22 protein-coding genes, 1 tRNA gene and 1 rRNA gene are annotated in these 20560 nt (G+C 50.8%); 5 read left to right on the top strand and 19 right to left on the bottom strand.

The genetic code is table 11. The features are described 5' to 3' along the window. The first annotated feature begins 268 nt into the window (after positions 1 to 268). Positions 269 to 1855 carry a DNA cytosine methyltransferase gene (locus EOE65_RS14085; RefSeq protein WP_127694965.1) on the top strand — a complete coding sequence of 529 codons (1587 nt, stop codon included), beginning with the start codon at positions 269 to 271 and terminating at the stop codon, positions 1853 to 1855. A gap of 355 nt (positions 1856 to 2210) precedes the next feature. Here the strand turns inward: EOE65_RS14085 and EOE65_RS14080 are convergent, their stop codons facing one another. Further along, the gene (locus EOE65_RS14080) at positions 2211 to 3074 is read right to left on the bottom strand and encodes a YicC/YloC family endoribonuclease (RefSeq protein WP_164847118.1); all 864 of its coding nucleotides are present in this window, start codon (positions 3072 to 3074) and stop codon (positions 2211 to 2213) included. A 108-nt stretch (positions 3075 to 3182) separates the two neighbouring features. Here EOE65_RS14080 and rph point away from each other — a divergent pair, with 108 nt between their 5' ends. Further along, entirely contained in the window at positions 3183 to 3956 is a 774-nt protein-coding gene (gene rph, locus EOE65_RS14075) for a ribonuclease PH (protein ID WP_127694964.1), read from the top strand. A 60-nt stretch (positions 3957 to 4016) separates the two neighbouring features. On the opposite strand, the gene EOE65_RS14070 is transcribed toward rph, so the two are convergent. Continuing rightward, a complete protein-coding gene (locus EOE65_RS14070; protein WP_127694963.1) occupies positions 4017 to 4790 on the bottom strand; it encodes an exodeoxyribonuclease III in 774 nt (257 codons plus the stop codon). A 162-nt stretch (positions 4791 to 4952) separates the two neighbouring features. On the opposite strand from EOE65_RS14070, the gene pyrE reads away from it, so the two are divergent. Next, positions 4953 to 5594: an orotate phosphoribosyltransferase gene (pyrE, locus tag EOE65_RS14065; RefSeq protein ID WP_127694962.1), complete on the top strand. Its 642-nt coding sequence runs from the start codon at positions 4953 to 4955 to the stop codon at positions 5592 to 5594. A 1-nt stretch (position 5595) separates the two neighbouring features. Here the strand turns inward: pyrE and EOE65_RS14060 are convergent, their stop codons facing one another. Genes EOE65_RS14060 through EOE65_RS13990 form a run of 15 tightly spaced genes read right to left on the bottom strand, consistent with a single transcriptional unit; the run spans position 5596 to position 18342 of the window. Beyond that, on the bottom strand, positions 5596 to 6003 hold the full coding sequence (locus tag EOE65_RS14060; protein WP_127694961.1) for a hypothetical protein: 408 nt from the start codon (positions 6001 to 6003) through the stop codon (positions 5596 to 5598). Further along, positions 5993 to 6784: a prepilin-type N-terminal cleavage/methylation domain-containing protein gene (locus EOE65_RS14055; RefSeq protein ID WP_127694960.1), complete on the bottom strand. Its 792-nt coding sequence runs from the start codon at positions 6782 to 6784 to the stop codon at positions 5993 to 5995. Before EOE65_RS14055 ends, EOE65_RS14060 begins: the two co-directional genes overlap by 11 nt. Next, complete coding sequence (locus EOE65_RS14050; protein WP_127694959.1) at positions 6784 to 7299, bottom strand: type IV pilus modification PilV family protein; 516 nt, start codon at positions 7297 to 7299, stop codon at positions 6784 to 6786. The genes EOE65_RS14055 and EOE65_RS14050 overlap by 1 nt, the downstream gene beginning before the upstream one ends. After that, positions 7280 to 7786, bottom strand: coding sequence for a pilus assembly FimT family protein (locus EOE65_RS14045; protein WP_127694958.1), 507 nt, complete (start codon positions 7784 to 7786; stop codon positions 7280 to 7282). The genes EOE65_RS14050 and EOE65_RS14045 overlap by 20 nt, the downstream gene beginning before the upstream one ends. Before the next feature lie 17 nt (positions 7787 to 7803). Next, positions 7804 to 8325, bottom strand: a complete 522-nt coding sequence (locus EOE65_RS18360; RefSeq protein ID WP_127694957.1) for a type II secretion system protein — start codon at positions 8323 to 8325, stop codon at positions 7804 to 7806. 58 nt (positions 8326 to 8383) lie between these two features. Further along, entirely contained in the window at positions 8384 to 8887 is a 504-nt protein-coding gene (locus EOE65_RS14035) for a type IV pilus modification PilV family protein (protein ID WP_127694956.1), read from the bottom strand. A 6-nt stretch (positions 8888 to 8893) separates the two neighbouring features. Continuing rightward, positions 8894 to 10123 carry a type II secretion system F family protein gene (locus tag EOE65_RS14030; protein WP_127694955.1) on the bottom strand — a complete coding sequence of 410 codons (1230 nt, stop codon included), beginning with the start codon at positions 10121 to 10123 and terminating at the stop codon, positions 8894 to 8896. Between the two features lie 3 nt (positions 10124 to 10126). Continuing rightward, on the bottom strand, positions 10127 to 11887 hold the full coding sequence (locus EOE65_RS14025; protein ID WP_127694954.1) for a GspE/PulE family protein: 1761 nt from the start codon (positions 11885 to 11887) through the stop codon (positions 10127 to 10129). A 21-nt stretch (positions 11888 to 11908) separates the two neighbouring features. Then, positions 11909 to 13285 (bottom strand): tetratricopeptide repeat protein, encoded by a 1377-nt coding sequence (locus tag EOE65_RS14020; protein ID WP_127694953.1) that lies wholly within the window; start codon positions 13283 to 13285, stop codon positions 11909 to 11911. Next, a complete protein-coding gene (locus EOE65_RS14015) occupies positions 13282 to 14199 on the bottom strand; it encodes an ExeA family protein (RefSeq protein ID WP_127694952.1) in 918 nt (305 codons plus the stop codon). The genes EOE65_RS14020 and EOE65_RS14015 overlap by 4 nt, the downstream gene beginning before the upstream one ends. 17 nt (positions 14200 to 14216) lie before the next feature. Further along, complete coding sequence (gene mshL / locus EOE65_RS14010; RefSeq protein ID WP_240657004.1) at positions 14217 to 15818, bottom strand: pilus (MSHA type) biogenesis protein MshL; 1602 nt, start codon at positions 15816 to 15818, stop codon at positions 14217 to 14219. Positions 15819 to 15836: 18 nt separating this feature from the next. Continuing rightward, entirely contained in the window at positions 15837 to 16124 is a 288-nt protein-coding gene (locus EOE65_RS14005; protein ID WP_127694951.1) for a hypothetical protein, read from the bottom strand. A 25-nt stretch (positions 16125 to 16149) separates the two neighbouring features. Continuing rightward, entirely contained in the window at positions 16150 to 16842 is a 693-nt protein-coding gene (gene gspM / locus EOE65_RS14000) for a type II secretion system protein GspM (RefSeq protein ID WP_127694950.1), read from the bottom strand. After that, the gene (locus EOE65_RS13995; protein ID WP_127694949.1) at positions 16835 to 17440 is read right to left on the bottom strand and encodes a PilN domain-containing protein; all 606 of its coding nucleotides are present in this window, start codon (positions 17438 to 17440) and stop codon (positions 16835 to 16837) included. Before EOE65_RS13995 ends, gspM begins: the two co-directional genes overlap by 8 nt. Beyond that, positions 17437 to 18342, bottom strand: coding sequence for a type IV pilus biogenesis protein PilM (locus EOE65_RS13990; protein ID WP_127694948.1), 906 nt, complete (start codon positions 18340 to 18342; stop codon positions 17437 to 17439). Before EOE65_RS13990 ends, EOE65_RS13995 begins: the two co-directional genes overlap by 4 nt. Positions 18343 to 18554: 212 nt before the next feature. Between EOE65_RS13990 and EOE65_RS13985 the strand changes: the two genes are divergently transcribed. Further along, positions 18555 to 18630: transfer RNA gene (locus tag EOE65_RS13985), tRNA-Phe, on the top strand. A 168-nt stretch (positions 18631 to 18798) separates the two neighbouring features. Continuing rightward, positions 18799 to 19581, top strand: coding sequence for a TSUP family transporter (locus tag EOE65_RS13980; RefSeq protein WP_206052693.1), 783 nt, complete (start codon positions 18799 to 18801; stop codon positions 19579 to 19581). A 2-nt stretch (positions 19582 to 19583) separates the two neighbouring features. Here EOE65_RS13980 and fabI read toward each other — a convergent pair whose 3' ends face one another. Together fabI and rrf are read right to left on the bottom strand one after the other, a co-directional pair. Next, entirely contained in the window at positions 19584 to 20360 is a 777-nt protein-coding gene (fabI, locus tag EOE65_RS13975; protein ID WP_127694947.1) for an enoyl-ACP reductase FabI, read from the bottom strand. A 119-nt stretch (positions 20361 to 20479) separates the two neighbouring features. After that, positions 20480 to 20560, bottom strand: a 5S ribosomal RNA gene (rrf, locus tag EOE65_RS18450); the annotation flags it as partial.

Genomic DNA, 20560 nt, shown 5'->3' with positions numbered 1-20560 from the left:
CAGATTGAAAAACTACCTAAACAGGGTCTCCTAGGTAGATAATCTGAATCGTGTCGATTTGAAACTTGGTCATCTGCAAATACGAACCGATACGGTTTATCTACAGAGAGGACCAGAGGGTCTTTGCGTGAGGAGGCGTCTCTCGTTCGCCTTATTAAACGTTACCGGTTGAAGCCTCATACCGTCAACAGAAAATGTGTAATTCCTGGACTTTGCACAAATTAGATATTAAAATATCTGTCTTTCGTATTTTCAAAGGTACTTCTCAATGAACCATATAGAGCTTTTTGCTGGCTGTGGAGGTTTATCTCTAGGCCTTGAGGCTGCTGGCTTTGAGCTATTAATGGCGAACGAGCTTTCACCAATGGCCGCGGAGTCCTTTTCGTATAATTTGTTACATGAAGACTTGGCTCTGATGGCTGAGGAAGACACTAAACCTAAGAATGTTCTGTGGATCAAAAGCAGTTACTCTGATCTCAAGAGGCGTCTTCGAGAGAACCCTTTCCAATTCCCTGCATACGATGATGAAGGTGTTTCTGACTGGCCTCAGTCACCTAGTGATTTGAAAGGAAAGTTGGTAGTAGGCTCAATTCTTGAATTAAATCGATTATTAGAAGCCGATGAAAGTTTATTGGCGTCAGTTCGCAGTGGGTTTAATAGCCATGGTGGTTTGGATCTCGTTTCTGGAGGCCCTCCGTGCCAGAGTTTCAGTATGGCGGGTCTTAGAGAGCGTCATAGCGAGAAAAACACACTGCCTTGGGAGTTCGCGAAATTCGTTAAGCTGACAAAACCTAAAGTAGCTCTTTTAGAGAATGTCACAGGGATCTTAAGAGCATTTTCCGATGATGATGGTAAAAAATTTCATGCATGGTACGAAGTAGCCAAAGCTTTTGCTCTCATTGGCTACGTCCCCCTTTGTCTTCATATAAATGCTAAGTTTGCAGGCGTTCCACAAAATAGACCTCGCTTTATAATGATTGCATTACGAGAGGATTACTTTCGTAACTATCAACTGGAGTTACTTGCTAGTAAAAAAGCTGAGAGTCACTTGTTTGATCAATCATTAGAATTCTTTAATCTTGTGCAACAGCATGGAGAGTCTTTAGAGTTTGGGCATTTAGACTACTTTGATGTTCAGAAAGAAGAGCATAGGGCTTTGTTTCAAAGCTCTTTCTTAGCGCCTTTAGTTTCCAGCCCGGTCGTTAGTGTTGGTAGTGCTTTAGATGATTTAAAGAGAGCATCAACTGAGCAGTCTAAGTTTATTAAAGATCTTAATAAACTCTTCTCTAAAATAACCCCTAAAGTAAAAGGGGTTCATAACCATGAACTAAGAAAACATGATGCTGTGGTACAGCGCCGCTTTAGAATTTATCAAGTATTGCAACTAAGTAGTTCAAAGCTGGCAACCAAAGAGGTGGTTTCGATATTGAAAGGAGAGTCTCTGACACTTTCAGAAAGTGCTTGGAGTGTACTGAAGGAATATGAATTTCTTCTAGAGAATGAACAGTTAAGATTCATCAATACAAAGCGAGAGCTTGAGCAATATTTGCTGAGGCATCCTACCAAAAAGCAGACTCAGAAAGCTTTAAATCCGAATGCTCCAGCGCCAGCAGCACTGTCTATTCCTGATGATGCATGTCATTACGACGAAAGAGAGCTGAGAGTTTTGACCGTAAGGGAAATGGCAAGAATCCAGTCATTCCCTGATAGCTTTGTGTTCAGGTCCAAAGTAACTACGGGGGGGCAGATGAGAAAGTTTGAAGTACCTCAATATACTCAAGTGGGTAATGCTGTTCCGCCTTTACTTGGTTTTGCATTGGGTAAAGTTTTAAAAAGCATATTTAAGCTGTACTAGCTCAGACATGAGCTAACAGTTACCCGTTTTTTCCAGTACTTCTGTCAGATTAGATTTGGGCGAAATTCTTCTCAGCCCAAACCTGTGGTTAAAAAAAATATAGACCGGTATCGACCCTGTACTTGCCGTACCTTGCCTGATGTTAGTACTGCCTTTAGTTGTGCGTAATTCATAAGCGAAAATAAAAATGGTGACAGATGAGGTGAATCCTAGATTCGGAGGATTTTTTGTCACCTTATATGTCGCCATTTGAATTAAATCTTATGCTAGTGATTGAAAAATTATGAAATGATGCTTTTTACATAAGCATTTGATATATAGCTATATTTTATAGTTTATGATGGCTTATGAAATCCTACTCAATATTCTGAATCTGCTCACGCATCTGTTCGATCAACACCTTTAACTCAACAGCGCTTTGGGTGGTGTCAGTTACGATCGATTTAGACGATAGCGTGTTGGCTTCTCGGTTGAGTTCTTGCATCAGAAAATCTAGGCGGCGGCCAACAGGTTCTTTCTGCTTTAGCACGCGGCGTACTTCCTGTACGTGAGTGTTAAGGCGGTCCATCTCTTCATCTACATCCGCTTTTTGCGCCAGCAGCACAATCTCTTGTTCGAGGCGCTGTGGATCTAGATCATCGGCCAGTTCGGTGACTTTTGCTTTTAGATTATTGCGTTGGTTCTCTAGGATTTGCGGTAGCTTGCTGCGCACCTCTGCCACGACGCTGGCAATGCTCACGAGGCGCTGTTCGATCATGTCGGCCAGTTCTTTACCTTCGCGTTCACGCCCAGCAACAAGGTCGTCTAGGGCACTTTTGAAAAGGCGTAGCGCTTCGTTTTTGACCTGCTCCATATCAAGGCGGCTGTCTTGAAGCGCACCCGGCCAGCGTAAAATATCCAGCGGGTTGAGCGATTCGGATACTGGCATCAGTTGTTCAACTTCGGCGGTTGCGTCTAGCAGTTGCTGCACGAAGGCTTGGTTGACTTGGAGTTTTTGCGCAGACTCTTCGGGTACAAAGCGCAGTGTGCACTCCACTTTGCCACGGCTAAGGCGCTTACGTAGTAGCTCGCGTAGGGGGCCTTCTAGCTCGCGTAGCGATTCTGGCAGACGCAGGTGCGGCTCCAGAAAGCGGTGGTTCACTGAGCGGACTTCCCATGTCAAGCTGCCCCAGCTTTGTTGGCTTTCTTGGCGGGCAAAAGCGGTCATACTACGTGTCATATGCGGTAATCTCGATTAAAATGCTGTCATTCGATTCAGTTTAACAGCCCTGTGAGCTTTGCTCTATGTGTGCTGTGTCCTCCTTAAAAAGATAGGTTATTTTTACAGATGAGCTCCTCTATCTCCGATCAGCTTCAAACGTTGGGTATTGCTACGATCCGTCCAAGCGGGCGCCAAGTTGACCAGCTACGTGATATTCGCATCACACGCCATTTCACAAAGCATGCCGAGGGCTCTGTCTTGGTGGAGTTTGGTGATACCAAGGTGCTGTGTACCGCTACGGTTGATCGCGGCGTGCCACGCTTTTTGCGTGGTTCAGGCTCTGGCTGGGTAACGGCGGAATACGGGATGTTGCCGCGCTCAACAAACACGCGTAACGACCGTGAAGCAGCACGCGGTAAGCAAACAGGCCGCACTATCGAGATCCAGCGTTTGATTGGCCGCTCACTGCGTGCAGCGCTTGATCTGGACAAGCTTGGCGAGAACACCATCACCATCGACTGCGATGTATTGCAGGCGGATGGCGGTACGCGTACCGCATCGATTACAGGTGCTTGCGTAGCACTTATGGATGCGATTGCGTTCCTAAAGAAAGATAAGCATGGTGCACTGAAGGGCAACCCTGTTAAGCATATGCTGGCAGCGATCTCGGTGGGTATGTACAAGGGCGAGGCGGTGCTCGATCTAGACTACGCCGAGGACTCGTCTGCCGAAACCGATATGAATGTCATCATGACGGAGAAAGGCGGTTTTGTTGAAGTACAGGGCACCGCTGAAGGTGCGCCTTACACGCAAGATGAGCTAAACGCGATGCTCGCGCTCGCTCAGAAAGGCATTAAAGAGATTGTTGAGCTGCAAAAAGCAGCGCTGGCGCAGGACTAATCCAATGCAGCATGTAAAAAGGGCGCTAAATAGCGCCTTTTTTGTCATTGCATGCGGTGTTTAAAAATCACCTTCGTAGTCGATAATCAGCGGCGCGTGCTCAGAGAACATCTCATCTTTGTAGATCGACACATTCTTCACTAGCTTACGTAAATTGGCTGTGGTGATTTGGTAATCAAGGCGCGCACCCTCGTTTAGCTTGCGCGCACGATTGTAATCGGGCCACCAGGTGAACTGGCGCTCAGCTTTGTTGATCTCGCGGAAGGCATCCACATAACCCAAATCACCTAGCATCTCTTCCATCCACGCACGCTCGCTTGGTAAGAAACCCGATACGGTTTGATTCGCGTACCAGTTACTCAAGTCGATGGTGCGGTGAGCGGTGTTAAAGGTTCCGCAGAAGATAAAGTCACGGCGCTTACGCAGTGTCTTTTTCAGATGACCCATGAAATGTGCCATGAACTCTTCTTTAGTTTTCTGCGCTTCGTGGCTTTTCAAACCCGATGGAATAAACAGCGACGATACGCTCACTTTATCAAAGTCGGCTTGAATAAAGCGACCCTGATAGTCGCACAGCTCAAAACCTAGCCCCGTCATAATCGCTTTGGGTACATGGCGGGTGTAGATGGCTACGCCACTAAAGTCGTCATCAAACGCTTCAAAAAAGTAGGGATAATACCCTTCAGGGTGATAACGATCACCGTCGAGCTGATACTCACGGGCGCGGATGTCCTGCAAGCAGATAACATCTGCATCCTGCTTAACCATCCAATCAAAAAAGCCTCGGTCAGCCGCTTGCTCAATACCCTGTGTATTGAAGGTGATCACACGCATGTCTGGTTTATCCTATAAAGCGCATACAAACACAAAAAGTCAGACGAGGAATTGTATAGTCTCGCGCTTGAAAAAGAAATTTTCCCCGCTCGGAATTCTCGTTCCTCCCCTATAGATAGTGGTAGAATGGCGCTTTTTCAACCCAGACAAGAGGCAGCGAGCATGCGCGACTACCAACGAGAGTTTATTCAATTTGCAATTGAGCAGAACGTTTTACGTTTTGGTGAGTTTACCCTCAAGTCTGGCCGCGTAAGTCCTTACTTCTTCAATGCGGGCCTTTTTAACTCTGGTACAGCCCTAGCGAAGCTTGGCCGCTACTACGCTGCAGCGTTGCAAGATGCGGGTATCAAGTACGATGTGCTGTTTGGTCCTGCGTACAAAGGTATCCCTTTGGCCGCTACAACGGCTGTCGCGCTATCCAATGACTACCAAGTCGACACACCTTATGTTTTCAACCGTAAAGAAGCTAAAGATCACGGTGAAGGTGGCAATCTGGTGGGTGCGCCGCTTGAGGGCCGTGTGCTGATCATCGATGACGTAATCACCGCTGGCACCGCCATCCGTGAGGTCATGGAGATCATCAATGCAGCCAACGCGACGCCTGCTGCGGTCATGATCGCATTAAACCGCATGGAAAAAGGCCAAGGTGAGTTGTCTGCTATTCAAGAGGTTGAGCGCGATTACAACATGCCAGTGATCAGCATTGTTTCGCTAGAAGACGTTGTAGCGTACCTGCAAGAAGTGGGCGGCTACGCTGAATCGATCCAAGCGATCCAAGCCTACCGCGCTCAATACGGTATCTAAGCTAGCGCGAGATACGCATCTCCACCACACGCGTTGCGGAATCAACTCCGGTGCCGCAACGCCCTACGCTTTTAACGGTAAAGTAGTCGATGGTGTTGATGGTTACCTGCGCACAGCTAGCCTGATAGCTGCACTCACGCAGCCCTTGTGTGGTGAAGTTAGCAGGCGCAGCCATAGTAGCGCAGGTTTGGCTGTTCTCTGGGTGCAACAGGGTTGATAGGTGTAGCTGCGCACCAGACTCAGCGGCAAACAATGCTCGCGCTGCTAGAATCTCTTGTGAACGATACTTTTGCGATACCGTCGCGATATTACTCATCCCCACCACTACAATCGCTAAAATCACGATCACAAAGATCGCAGAGATCAGGCCTAAACCCGCTTCACGGCGTAACGAACGATTAGGGCACATTGCGGATCTGTACCTCCTGCTGAATACGTAACGCCTCTCCTCCCTGCTCAACCGCAAACTCCACCATCACCAGAGCATTGCGCTGCAGCGAAGCGCCAATAAGCTCAAAAGGCTGGCCATCGTGGGTCACCGGAAACGCTAGCAACGCCCGCGATGGCTCGGCAGTTGGCAACTGAGCCGGTAACGGCTGCACGCTACGGCGGCTGTAGCCTGTATAGCGGTAGAGCCGATCCCCCTGAAAGCAGTAGCTGATCGGGCCGCCCACAATGTACATACGCTGGCTGGGCGAATCGGTTGGGAACTGGTGGGCAGACGCTAAGCTCAGTGCCACTGGCGCATTCCCCGTCAGATCACTCGCCGCACTGGTGATCGCTGGCGATATCACAGCGGGTGAGCCACCTTGATAAATCGCCGCGGTACTGATTGGGTAGATCGCCACACTCCCCAAAGCATCAGGCGTCTCACTAAATGGCACAACATTAAAAGTATTAGCAGGGGTTGCTGTTGGCGCCATCAGGTACTGAGTGGCGTTGTTGATCGGGATAAACTCGAGGCACTGCCCCGAAACGCGCGCACTATTGGGCAGCGCATTGCGTACCTCGCGGATAATCCGATCAATCGCCACTCGGCTCGCTCCCGCCATACCATCACGCCGCGCCATATCGGCATATCCTTGTACCGAACTGACGATAAACCCCGTTGCTCCAAGTGATATGATGCCCAGCAGCACGATCACAACAACCAGCTCCACCAGCGTAAAACCCAACTGCCCTCGACGCATCAGAAATTACCTCGATACGCGACAAAGCGTTGTACGCTCTGGCCTGGCGGTGTCACCGCGACTTCTACCCGCTTCACTGTACGCGCAATGCGAGAGAAGTCATCATGCGCATAGCTCACTTGCACAGCAATCCGGTAATTCTGGTATTCCGGCCGCACGATACCCAGTGCATTTTCCGATGGCGCTTCGTTGAGCCCATCATAATCATCCACATCGTCAAAGGTTGCGCGCGTCTCTCCTTCTGGCCCCAGCACCGCAGAACAACTCGTTGATGAGCAAGGCGGTACACCTCCCTCTGGCGTGTTCTCGTCATAGCGCTTTGCCATAATCTCTTCCAGATACGCTTGGCCAAGATAAGCGGCTTTGGCGTGCCAAAAGGGATCAGCACTGCGGCTAGCGGAACCAGCCCAGCCAGAAATCAACGCCACCAGCGCAATACCAATGATCACAATCGTGACAATGCTCTCAACCAAAGAGAAACCGCGCTGACGTTTGTTAGAGGCAGGTATTAGCATAAGCAAAGCCGGTGGGTGAAATACAGAGCGCGCGGCCGCTGACGGTGAGCGCTAGGCTACGGGTAATGTCCGCAGCCGCCGGAGACTCCAACCGCGCTAAATCACCCTCATCGTTATATCGTAGTGTTAATGTATCGCCAGTATCGAGTTGCCCATTGATACCTGCCATCGCGTAGTTAAAGGTAATATCGCTCTCGATACCATAGCGCAACGTCTGTTGTGGAGCGCCAAAGCGCAACTCCACCTGCCAGGCATCATCGGCAGCTCGGGTCAGGGTAAAGAGGGTGTCGCTTTGTTGATGCGCAACCGCAGTGCGCTGGACGAGGCGAAGATAAGCCAGTAGCTGATTCGAGAACAGTGAGCTCTCGTAACTCCCCACGTTCCCTAAACGTGAAAAAGCCACCGCACTGAGAATCCCTAAGAGGGCCAGAACGGTGACCAATTCGATCATGGTAAAGCCAGCAACGTGGCGCCGCAGCTTGTGCATGTTAGGCGCCAGCCAGATTAAGGCTCGGTTGTTGCGATCGATACGTCGCCATTGTTGGAGTCGTAAGTGATATCGCGTGTTTCAGTAGCAGAGCGGCCGACCTGATAAGCGTAAGTACAAACAGAACCACTCGCACTAGCAACATAGTCCGTAGCTGTGCCACTCGCCGCCACAGTTGGAGCACTACCTTGCAATACGGCACCCCAGATCGCTACGCAGTCTGCAGCATTCAGCGTCTGGTCACCCGAGCCATCAGTAATTGCTGTACCGTTGGTACCCACAGGATAACCACGACCATTGGCGATAATATTCAAACCATCAATCGCTACAGTATTGCCTGCCGCTACGTTATCCACCACCGACTGAGCACGCACCAGAGCGACCCCTGCGCCTAAACCACCTGCTGCACCGGATACGGCAGCACGACGTGCGTCTTGGGTAACATCGATAAAGCGTGGCAGTGCTACCGCCGATAAGATACCTAGCAGCGCAATCACTACTACCAGTTCAATGATTGTGAAACCAGATTGTCGTTTCATTTTCCTACTCCTAGTTAATCGACGGGCAGTCAACTCTGCGCCATATCGCAAAAACGTCCTAAAACCAGCTATACGGTGTGACAGGATGGATAACTAACTCCAAGCTTGTCCTCTTAGCTACTGCATCGGCAGCGGTGTGCTTTAATTTAAGCACAAACTGAACAAAACGTGAGCTGCTTCCTTCAATTTTCAAATAGTTATTATATTCAGCTAAATACAGAATGTGACCACTTTCTGTATCGTAATACCAACGTTTTGATCTCAGTTGGCCTTTTTGTTGCCCCGCTATCTCACCACCGTAAAACTGCGGTGACTCGGCAAACCACACAAACGGGTTTTGCCCCTCCAACATTGTGATTTTCTGGGTTTCTCCACGTATGTAGAGCTGCGCCACCCGTCGGTTCACTTGGTGCTCCAACTGCCGCACTACGGCGTCCATCGCCGCAGCTTCGGTTCTTGCCGCTAAGCGGTCCAAATACAGGGAGAGCACACCGTAAAAGCATGCCACCAGTAAGATGCTGATGACGCCTTCTAAAAGCGAAAACCCCTGCTGCCTGCGCACCACTATCTATCCATTGATGGTTGTATTGAGTTCCCAAAGCGGTAAAAAGACGCCCAACGCTAACACAAGCACCATTGCGCCAATCGCGATAATCAGGATGGGTTCAATGGCACTGGCGAGGTTTTTCAGGTCGTAGCTGACCTCCTCCTCGTAAAAATTGGCAACATCTTCCAACATCTCATCCACTCGGCCAGTTTCCTCACCAACCGCTAACATCTGCATTACCAGCGGACTGAACATCTCGGTACGAAATGCCGTCGCTGTAAAGCCCTCACCGCGCTCAATCCCTTTTCGCATCGTCGCTACTTTCTCACCGATAAACTCGTTATCCAGCGCACGAGCAACGATTGAAAGCCCCTGTTCGATTGGTATGCCTGCGCGCAAAACCACACTAAAAGTCCGCGCAAAGCGGCCTAGTGTTGCGCGGTAAAGAATACTGCCAACCAGCGGGATGCGCAGCTTCCAGCGATCCCATATGGGCCGCCCTTTAACGCTTTTCTTCCACCGCAAGAAGCTCACGAAAAGCGCACCTAGGCCCACTAGAATTGCGGGCCACCACGCGAGCGTAAAATCGGAGATACTGATTAGTATCTGGGTTTGCCAAGGCAGAGCCGCACCAAACGAGTCAAAGACCGATTTAAATGCCGGGATCACAAACACATTGATCACTCCCAACGCCACCGCGATGGCAATCAACACAAAGGTCGGGTAGCGCGTCGCCTGCTTGATGCTGCGTATCGTCTGGCGCTCTAGTTCGAGATACTCGGACATCTGCCGAAAAGAGTCGTCCAACCGACCTGTGTTTTCGCCTATATGGATAATACTGACATACAGATGGCTGAAAATTTTCGGGTACTTATTCAGTATTGTAGAGAGCGAGTTACCCTTCTCTAGTTCATCGGCAATCTCGTGCAACGTGGTGGAGAGCAGTGGATTACGAATCGTATTTGCTAACCCGCGCATACCGTTTGTAATCGGTACACCCGCGCGGGTAAGGCTCGCCATCTGGCGGCTAAACATGATTAGCTCATCCAGAGAGACCTTCTCAAACAAGCGAATCTCGCCCCGCTTTCGGTTGCGCTTTTCATGGGCAGCGGCCTTAGCTATCTCGATGGACACAGGTGTAATCCCCTGCTCCAACAACATCGCCGCCACTTCATCACGGTTGAGTGCCTCGTGGTTACCCGTTGCCTTTGAACCATCGGCTCGTCTGCCACTGTAGCGAAAGGTAGCCATCCGTTACTCCAGCTCCAAACCGCCAGCTTTCTGCTCGGCGACCTGCTCAAGATAGAGGCTATCATCCAACTGCTCGGTAACGCGGAACACCTCGTTCAACGAGGTCACACCTTGTGCGGCTAACTCAAGTGCACTGATCACCAACGGCTGATACCCTTCGCTACGGCGTGCCGCTTGTGCGAACTCAGCGCTATCGTTACGGCGTAATGCATCGGCCATCTCATCGTTAAATTCGAGCAACTCGAAAATACCGATACGCCCTTTGTAGCCGGTGTTGTTACAGTACGCACAGCCTTTGCCATGTTTTAGCTCAGCCGCTTCAATGCCCGACTCCTCAGCTTTGATATCTAACCAAACGCGCTCCTGCGCTGTTGGCTGGTAGGTGGTCTCGCAGTTGTTGCAGATACGCCGCACCAACCGTTGTGCCAAAATGCCCCGTAAGGCGGTACCCGCCAAATAGCCCTCAACGCCAATATCAACCAAACGCATCGCACTCGAGATCGCATCATTGGTGTGCAGTGTTGAAAGCACAAAGTGGCCGGTCATTGCAGCGCGCATGGCGATATCGGCTGTTTCTAAGTCACGAATCTCACCGACGAGCAAGATATCCGGGTCCTGACGCAAGCAAGAGCGCAACACTTTGGAGAAGGTCAATCCTATCTGCGGATGCACCTGCACTTGGTTGATGCGCGGCAGCCGATACTCCACCGGATCCTCGACGGTGATGATCTTCTTAGATGCATCGTTCAGTTCATGCAAAGCCCCGTACAAGGTCGTCGTTTTACCGCTACCGGTAGGTCCTGTAACGAGTAAGATGCCGTGGGGTTCACGGATCAATCGACGCAAACGCATCAACAAGCGCTCAGGTAAGCCAGCTTTATCCAAGCCGATAATACCGGCGCTTTGATCGAGCAAACGCATTACAACCGACTCGCCATACTGGGTTGGCAGCGTGGATAAACGCACGTCGATATTGTGGCTCTTCACCGTGATATTGAAGCGGCCATCCTGCGGTAAGCGCTTCTCAGAGATATTGAGCTCTGCCATCAGTTTCAGGCGCAGTACCAGCACCGATGCGATCCGGGTATCCTTCATAACGTGCTCTTGCAGCACGCCATCCACACGCTGGCGAATACGCAACACGCTTTCGTCAGGCTCAATATGGATATCAGACGCACCCACCTGTACCGCATCTTCAAACAGGCTCTTTAAGAGCCGCACCACCGGTGCATCCACCTCATCGGTGGCGGTGAGGCGTGAGAGGTCAAAGGTATCCTCAGCGATATCTTCACTCAGTTCACTCGCTAAGCTATCGATATCGCTCGTGCGGCGATACATCAGATCAAGGGTTTGTAGAAGTTGGCTCTCAGCAACAACGGCTAGCTCAACTTTTTTCGGCAACAAACGTTGCAGCTCATCGAATGCGAAGATATCCAGCGGATCAGACATTCCCACCAAAAAGTGATCCGGATTCTCTTTTAACACCACCGAGCGAAAGCGTCGCGCGTGGGTCTCGGAAAGCTTCAGGACATCCTGTTGATCAAAATTGTAGTGGGCCAAATCCACCAGCGGCACTTTCAGCTGCTGCGCCAAAAACTCAAGAAACTGCTGCTCTTCAACATAACCCAAAGAGATCAGCTGACGCCCTAACTTTTGGCGGGTTTCTTTCTGGCGCGCCAACGCCTCCATCAGCTGCGCTTCAGTAATAACGCTGTTTTGTACCAGCAGGTCGCCGATGCGGATTTTCATCTTCGGTGAAGCCATAAGCGTATCGCGGTTCCTTTGTTATCTGGCTGCCAAACGTTGCAGTTGCTGGGTTGCGAAGGTGCGTGCAGCGCCATCTAAAGTGGGGACTTTCAGCGCGTTTTGATAAGCATCACGCGCTTTAGCTGGCTGTTGCAAATGCTCCAGCGACACACCCATATTGAGCCATGCACGGCCATTTTGAGTATTCAGCTCCAAAAGTTTCACATAGTGCGCGACGGCCTGCTGATGCGCCCCTAGCTGTTGTTGAGCTGCAGCGAACAGCTCGAGATAGTCCTCGCGAGCGGCCCCTTCAGGGAACGCTTTAAGCCTTTGCAACGCTGCGTTGGGCTGCCCTTGTTGGAGGGCTGCACGGGCACGTAACAACGCCCAAGACAGATTATTTGGCGCGTGTTGCAACTGCTGCGCTACGGCGGAGTAGTCCGCCTGTGCCAAGTAGATTTGAGCCAGCAAATAGCGGCTTTGTAACGCTTGTGGTTGCTGACTCACGTGGCGCTCTAGCTGGGCTTGTGCCGCTGCTGTTTGCCCTTTGCCAAGCAAGCGCTTCGCTGCACGAACCACCGAAGCATCGGTCACCCGCCGCTGTACCTTTTTCTGCACCGGTTTCTCTACGGGCTTCGCAGCAATCGTAGGCTTAGCAGGCGCAATGTCAGGCGCTTCGACATCTGGCGATGGCTGAGGTGGTGAAGCGCTCGTAGTCGGCGGCGGTACAGTATCTTGATCCTGTATCGCGACCTCGGCTTTAGGCGGCGTAGTTGCGGTATCGGGTAGACGCTGCGCAACCGAGATCTGTAGCCTTGCAGGGTCACGCTTTAGGTGGGCTTTAAACTCCACATCATGCGCAGAGGATAAGCGAAAGCGGCTTCCGGCGTCGCTGGCGATAATATCCATGCCGTTCAACAGTGCACCGAGACTGCTCGGCGGCGCTGCCGCAAGGTCGACACTCTGTAACTCAATATCTAGCTGCTTAGAGCCCTTAGCATGGACGACATAGGGTGCGGTTTGATCTAGCCAGAACGTGAGATGGCCTTGGGCCGGCCCCGTCTGCATCCAGTTGATCGCGCTAATACGGTTGGCAACAGCCGCTGATTTGTCTTCGTTAACAGCCTCAGGCACTTGCTGACTTTCTGTACTTACTGCTTGAAAGGTAGGCTCATTGTGCGGCACAACGGACTCTTCAGGAACAGCAGCTACCGGTGACGTTTGTGTCATCAGCTTTTTGTTAAGGCCAAGAAAGTCCATCAATAAAAAGCCAACAATGCCGATCACCAGCAGGGAGGCAATGGCTAAAAATAGACGGCTGGGGCCGGACTTTCGCGTCGGGACCGGCGTATAGCCCTCGCTGCCTTGACGCTGGCGCTGATCTAAATCGCGCAGCATATCGTTTACCAAGCTCATATCATCCCCCGTAGCCAAGCCAGATAAACAGCACCGCATAGCAAGGTGGTCACAAGGCCTGTCCCTAGCAACCAATGCACTGGGTTGGCGCGCGCTACCGCGGCCGCACCTTCGGTATCTTCAACGGCGTGACGAACATGCTCCTTTTTGATCTGCATCTCACCGCGTCCATACGCCACCATCAATGATTTATGCGCCAAGATGTTCACCAGCCGTGGCACACCGCCTGACGCTTTTGCGATCAACTTAGCGGCTCCTGGAGCAAACAGTGCCAAGCCATCAAACCCAGCGCGATGCGCACGCTGCTCTAAATACTGCGCCACCGCATCATTTGACAGCGTATTGAGATGGCAGCTAAAGGTGATACGCTGCTTTAATTGGCGCAGTGAATCACGAGCCAAGAGCTGATTGAGTTCAGGCTGTCCAAACAGCACCACCTGAAACAGCTTTTCCGACTCGGTCTCCAGGTTAGTCAGCAGGCGCAACGCCTCGATAGTCTCTTCTGGCATGGCTTGGGCTTCATCCACAAGCAGTATGGTGTGCTGACCCGCTTTCGCGATCTCAACTAAACGCAAATTGATGCGGTTCACCAACTCGTAATCAGGCACCTCTAACGCATCTTCAATCCCGATCTCAAGCGCGAAGTTGCGGCGCAGTGCTTCGGGGCTTAAATAGGGGTTAGGCAGATAAGCGGTAACGCACGGCTCTTTATCCAGCGTATTGAGCAGCGCGCGGCACAGCATCGTTTTTCCTGTACCCACCTCGCCCACGACTTTAATAAAGCCATCACCGCTACCCAACGCCACCAACAGCACGTTCAGTGCCTCCTGATGCGTTGGTAACTGCAGAAAGAACCGCGTATTCGGCGTTAGCGTGTAGGGAAGCTCTTGCATCCCAAAGTGCTCTAAGTACATACCCTAGGTGTGCTCCACTAACGTGGTTTTAGTGATTGAAAGCTTTGTAGCGAGCGTTCCAGCTCGCTTTTCCACTCTTGTGACCCTGTCACAACCGGCTTCAGCAAGATCACTAGCTCACTTTTACTCGAGTTTTGGCGACGTTGCTGGAACAGCGTACCTAATCCCGGAATATCACCCAGCAATGGCGTCTTCGCCTGCGTGTCGGAACTACCAGATGTCATCAAGCCACCAATCACAATGACTTGGCCATTACGTGCCCGTACCACACTATCGGACTCACGAATGGTGCTCAGCGCCAACGGAATATCAAATGAGTCGTCGCCAACTTTGATCAGCTTCTGCTGATCTTTCACCTCACTCACCGAAGGGTGAATATGCAGCACGATATCGTCATCTTCACTAATTTGTGGTGTGACATCCAATGCGATACCCGAGAAGAACGGCGTCAGCTCAACGCTCGGTGACGTTGTGGTGGTATCCCCTGTTGTCGTGGTGTTTTCAATCTCGGTCACGAAGAACTCATCTGAACCCACTTTGATAACCGCTTTTTGGTTATTCAACGTTGAGACGCGCGGGCTGGAAAGCACTTGCACATCACCCTGTGTGCCGAGCAGCTCAATCAGTGCCGTAAAGTCATTTAAGTTGAGTGATGCTGAGAATACACCACCAATGTTATCTGGGTTATTTAGCTGAGTACCGGCAATGCCTCCCACGACAACATTCTTGCCATCGTTGCCAATTGCGGTCCAATCGATACCGGCTTGGAAACCGTTATTCAGGCGGACCTCAAGAATTTTCGCCTCGATCACCACCTGACGGCGCAGAATCAGCTCTGAACGCGCGAGATATTCCTCGACCAGCTGTTGATCGCTCGGCATACCACGCACCACCACAACACCTGCCTGCGGCGTCACCACGACCTGTTGCCCTTGCTCACTACCGACGATGGCGGCTAGCGTTTGCTGCAACCCACCCCAGAAGTTTGCCTCGGTGCGCGTGCTAATAGCAGAGCCGACAACCGCTTCGGTGCTGTCGTTATCCGAGCTGCTGTTTGAGCTGCTATCTTCCGAACCACTGTTACTTGACCCTGCGGTGGTCACAGCACCAGCGCTGACTGAGATCTGGGATTTACCCTCCCGCAAGACATCAAGGTAGTTGAGTTGATAGATCTTGGTCTCAAGCTTGGCCGGTACCACTTGATAGAGGTTGCCGCTGCGCTTGAACTCATAGCCATACACATCGCGCACCGCTTGCATCACCTCAGGTACGGTCACATCTTTTAACTGCAGTGAAATATCGCCACCAATCGCTTCATGGACGATCATGTTGTACGGCGTGCCCTCAACAAGTCCCATAAAAAAGGCTCGAGCAGAGAGCTGGTTTGCCGCCACATCAAAGCGCTCTTCTGTCGCTTGCGCTAATTGGCCTAAATCAAGCGGAGGCAAAGGCTGTGGTGCTGGTAAAGCTTGTGCCGTTGGTGCCGCGGTCTCAATCGCTTGCGCGAGTATCACTTCCGAAGCTTGCTTAGGTGGCTCCTTAGTAACGTGCCCAACGAGCTGGCAGCCTGAAACCATCGTTGCCAGTGTCAAGATCGAGAGCTTTCGCATCTTATTCATAAACAAACCTTGTCCTATCTACCGCTTCGTTTTTACAGATGGCTCAGCTAGGGTGGTTACCCAACGAGCTTCACCAGCGACTACAAGCCGAACGCGGGTCGCTTCTATGCGTGCTACATAAGCGCCATCGACGTGCTCACCCTCACGAACGGGTTGCTCGTTGATAATGGCCAGACGGGCACGCTTGCGAAGAATAATGGATGAAACTGTAAACTGATCGTGAGCCTCTACCTCGCTCAATAGCGCTGCTGGCAGTTGCGGCTGAGTAGGGTCATTGAGCTGCGCCGCACTCAGCGACGTCGCCATCAATAATAGCGCCGAGCAAACATACTTAACCACCGATCCATGCCTCGCTGATACTTAATGTATAGATACGCAGTGTTACTAGCGCGCTGGGGTGTTCAGCCACTTGGTAGCTCATTTGCTCCCAAAAGAACGCTTGTGGCAACGACTCTAGCTGCAACAGATACGCATAGACCCCGTTATAGTCGCCCTCTAGCGTGACCTCAAAACCGTGCATGTAAACGGGTGCAACATCAAGCGCCTCCCCTTGTGCACTCTCCTCCGCCGCAGGTGTGTCTGTGTCTGCGGCTGTGGCGCTGGTCAGTTGAAGCTGCTGTACGGGTAATGAGCTGAACTTGAGTAATTTAACGCCGCTCTCACGCTCTAAAACCTGCTCGATAAGTGGCGCGACCTCCGACGGTGCTACCAAATATTGAGAGCGTTCACGGATAATCTCTTGCAGCTCGGTCTGCTGCCCAACTAACCCCTCGATCTGCGCACGCACTTCAATCGAAGGGTCTTCTTTCAGCATGCGGCTAAGCGCTGAAATTTGTACCTGCCGAGCGTTGCTCGCTCGCTGCTGCGCCGCTAACTGGTTATCGATTTGCGCCGATCGCTTCATGACCGGTTCAATCAACACAACGAATAAGAGCAACGCAAGAATCACAAGCACAGAGACAAATACCAGCACACGCTCACGGGTACTCAAGCCGTTAAAGCGCTCTGCCATCTGATTAATCACGCTCGCCTCCTACGCGTTGCCCAGCAATCGTGAAAGTATAAAGGCCATCATCGTCGCGTGTGGTCTCTAAACTACTAAAGTAGAGCGCGCCAAAATGCTCGGCAGTGCTCAGAGACTTCACCAACAACGGCACGAGATCGGCGTTTTGAGCAACCCCCTCTAGAGTGAGCGCTTGCCCTGGGCCTGTGATGGAGAATTCAGTAAACCAAAGTTTGTTCGGCACCTGCTCCGATAACATCCGCATATCACGAGAGAAGCCTGAGCGCTGTGCCACCTCAACCTGCTCTAGGAGGTCAGCCAGCTTCGACTGCTGAGTCAACATACCTGTAAGACGATCACGGCGGGCAACTAAAACAGGATCTGGCACTTGCTCTGCAAGCAAAGATTCCAAACGGTTTAATGTCTCGCTCTGCTTACGCTCGGTATCGGCGTAGACGCGCAGCTCGTTATCTTTGGTCGCCGTTTCAAAATGCAGCCAAGCTGCCATCGCACCAGACGCAACCAAGATAACCGCAGCAAAAGAGAGCATCTGTTTGAACGTAAACTGCTGTTTTACCACCTTAGGTCGCGGTGGCAGCAGGTTGATTCTCTGCTTCATCCTTTGCTCCTCGTCTCAACCCGCAACGCTCCCGCTATAGCGAGTAAACAGTGTTGCTGCAGCTCAATGGTTAATGAGATTTCAGACGCGATACTATCCGCAAGATCAAACGACTGAACATCAGCCCCAAGGTTTTCTCTCAGCTCCCTCATTAGCGCCGTCTCACCAACCTGAAGTGGCAGCAGCAAGATGCGCACACATGGGGGCTTACCGATCTGACTCTCGAAGTAATCCATCGAGCGTTGCAGATCCAGCACTGTACTCTCTAGCGCGGCGGGGCTACCAGATGCCAACGCACGTGTCAGATAGAGGGAGCTACCTGATAAAATATTCAGAAAACTGCTTTTATCATCTAGATAAAGCACCGCTGTACCTGCCTCATTATCACAAACCTCCTCAACGAGATTCAGCAATGCCATTTCAGGTATATCAACATACGCAGGGGTTAGGCCTAAAGATTCCACCCAAGCGATACGCTTCTCTACCGTGCTGCGCTGCGCGACTACAACATAAAGCATCTGACCGCGGCCACGAAACGCATCTTCAGGCAGCTCAAAGTAGTCTAATAGCGCATCATCCGTTGGATATTGAATGAGGTCTTTAACACGCCACAGTAGTGCTTCTTTCATCTCATTGGCGGGAACTTCCGGCGCTTCGACTAGCAATAGCTGGTATTCGCCACCGGACAGCACAAGCGAACAGCGCATTCCTGTTAGGTTAGCCTTATCGAGTGCAGCGGTAATTGCAGGCGCGGCAGTATCGGGGGTTCCGGAAAACAGCTCAGCAAAGGCAAGCTTTGAGGCATTGGCTCCGTGTGAAGAGGCAATCGCAACGCCCGATTCACTGACGTGGATAGAAACTAATCCAGACTGTCGCTTTTTTCCGCGCTTGAATGAGAACAAGTTAGGCATCCTTTAACTTTTGTAAGATATTAACGACTGTTTCCATCAGGTAGAAGAACTGATATCAAAATATGAACCGCTTTTTAATATAACGTCAGGAACTGCTAATAATTTAGTCTCAGTATCGGTTTTATTTATATGAATTTAAAATAAAAAGTAAATTCACTCTTGATCTACGAACAGGTTTTTGATTGAATATGCGCCATCTTGAAGCCCAGATAGCTCAGTCGGTAGAGCAGGGGATTGAAAATCCCCGTGTCGGTGGTTCGATTCCGCCTCTGGGCACCATTCTAAAAATGGCGCTCTGCTGTTAACTTCTTTATTGATACCCATCTATAACGTCACGGTAATGACTTATTGCCTTAGCGGCTAGCTGTTTTGTAGGCAATTTCTGTACCGCCTCATCTGACTAACGACCTATAACGAGTACTGCGCAAACAGGACAAAAGTACCCTCATGCTGGAACTTGATCTACTCACCCTTAGTTTATTGCTACTTGTCGGCTTTATTGGTGGAACCGTTGACTCAATCGCTGGCGGTGGGGGCCTTATTACTCTTCCAGCTTTACTAGCCACCGGTATGTCTCCTGCCATGGCGCTTGGCACAAACAAGCTACAAAGCTGCTTTGGTTCGCTCTCAGCGACACGTTTTTTTATCAAGCAAAAACTGATCAATTTACACGATATGCGCCTTGCTGTTATCTGCACTTTTATTGGCAGTGCGACAGGTACTCTGCTAGTACAGCAAATTGACGCAACAGCGCTCAGCCAACTATTACCGTTGCTCCTAACAGGTTTTGCTCTCTACTTTCTTTTCTCTAAACGTGTTAAAGATGAAGATAGTCAGCGCCGCATCGGTGAAGCCGCATTTGCCCTTATCTTTGGCACCGCTATTGGCTTTTATGATGGATTCTTTGGTCCGGGCACCGGCTCGTTCTTTGCTATCGCTTTTGTCTCATTGGCAGGCTTTGGCATGGCAAAAGCGACTGCGCATACGAAGCTACTTAACTTCACCTCTAATATCGCCGCATTACTGTTTTTTGCGCTGGGAGGGCACGTAGCGTGGGGGATTGGTTTAACGATGGCAGTGGGCCAGTTTTTAGGCGGAAGGCTCGGCTCAGGATTGGTCGTTGCTAAAGGAACCACACTGGTTAAGCCATTGATTGTTTGCGTCTCAACGATTATGTCAGCGCGCTTGCTCTATCAAGCTTACCCAGAGTGGTTTAGCTGGCTCGGTTAGCCTTACGCCATAATATGGTGGCCAGCATCGACAAACATCTGGCTGCCGGTATGGCCTGTTGCCCAATCACTAACAAGGAATGCAACCAGCTTGCCAACATCATCCGGGGTACCTAAACGGTGTAAAGGCGAACGACGCACAGCATCATCCATAAGCTCATCAAAGTGGCTGATGCCCGATGCAGCTCGCGTCGGCATCGGGCCAGGCGAAACCGTATGAACTCGAATATTCTTCTCACCTAGCTCAGCTGCCAAATAACGAACAGAACTCTCCAAGGCTGCTTTTATCGGCCCCATCATTGCGTAGTGATCAACCACCTTTTCTGAGCCGTAGTAGCTCATTGTGATTAATGTGCCGCCATTCGCCTCCATCAGCTTCTCTGCTGCACTAGCAACACGAATGAAAGAGTGACATGAGATATCTATTGCTTGCGAAAAACCTTCTGCGGATGTATCCACAAGGCGCCCTTGCAACTCGGCTAATGGAGACCATGCAATGGAATGGATAACAAAATCAAGGCTGCCCCACTCTGCTTCTAATTGCGCAAATAGTGCCTCAATAGCACCAGGCACCGAGACGTCACAGGGCAAACAAAGCGGTGCATTCAGCTCCGGAAGTAGCGGTTCAACAAACGGTTTTGACTTCTCGTTTACATAAGTAATACATAACTCAGCGCCAAGATCCGCCAGTGCCTTAGCACAACCAAAAGCAATTGAGTGCGAGTTCGCAACACCCAAGATCACACCGCGTTTACCACTCAATGTCAGTGCAGCAGTCATTGATGCATACCTCGTTAATATTGAGCCGCCACTATACGGAGACGAAATGACGATCCTGTGACAAATTTTTCCCATATAAAAAGCCCTGACCGTTACCGATCAGGGCTTCCTAATTAAAAGCTTGGCGATGTCCTACTCTCACATGGGGAAACCCCACACTACCATCGGCGCTAAATCGTTTCACTTCTGAGTTCGGGATG

Origin of the sequence: Neptunomonas marina (assembly GCF_004005935.1) — a bacterium.
In the GTDB taxonomy this organism is placed as follows: domain Bacteria; phylum Pseudomonadota; class Gammaproteobacteria; order Pseudomonadales; family Balneatricaceae; genus Neptunomonas; species Neptunomonas marina.
The sequence above is the reverse complement of the archived record's forward strand: the minus strand, read 5'-3'. Positions and strand labels throughout refer to the sequence as shown.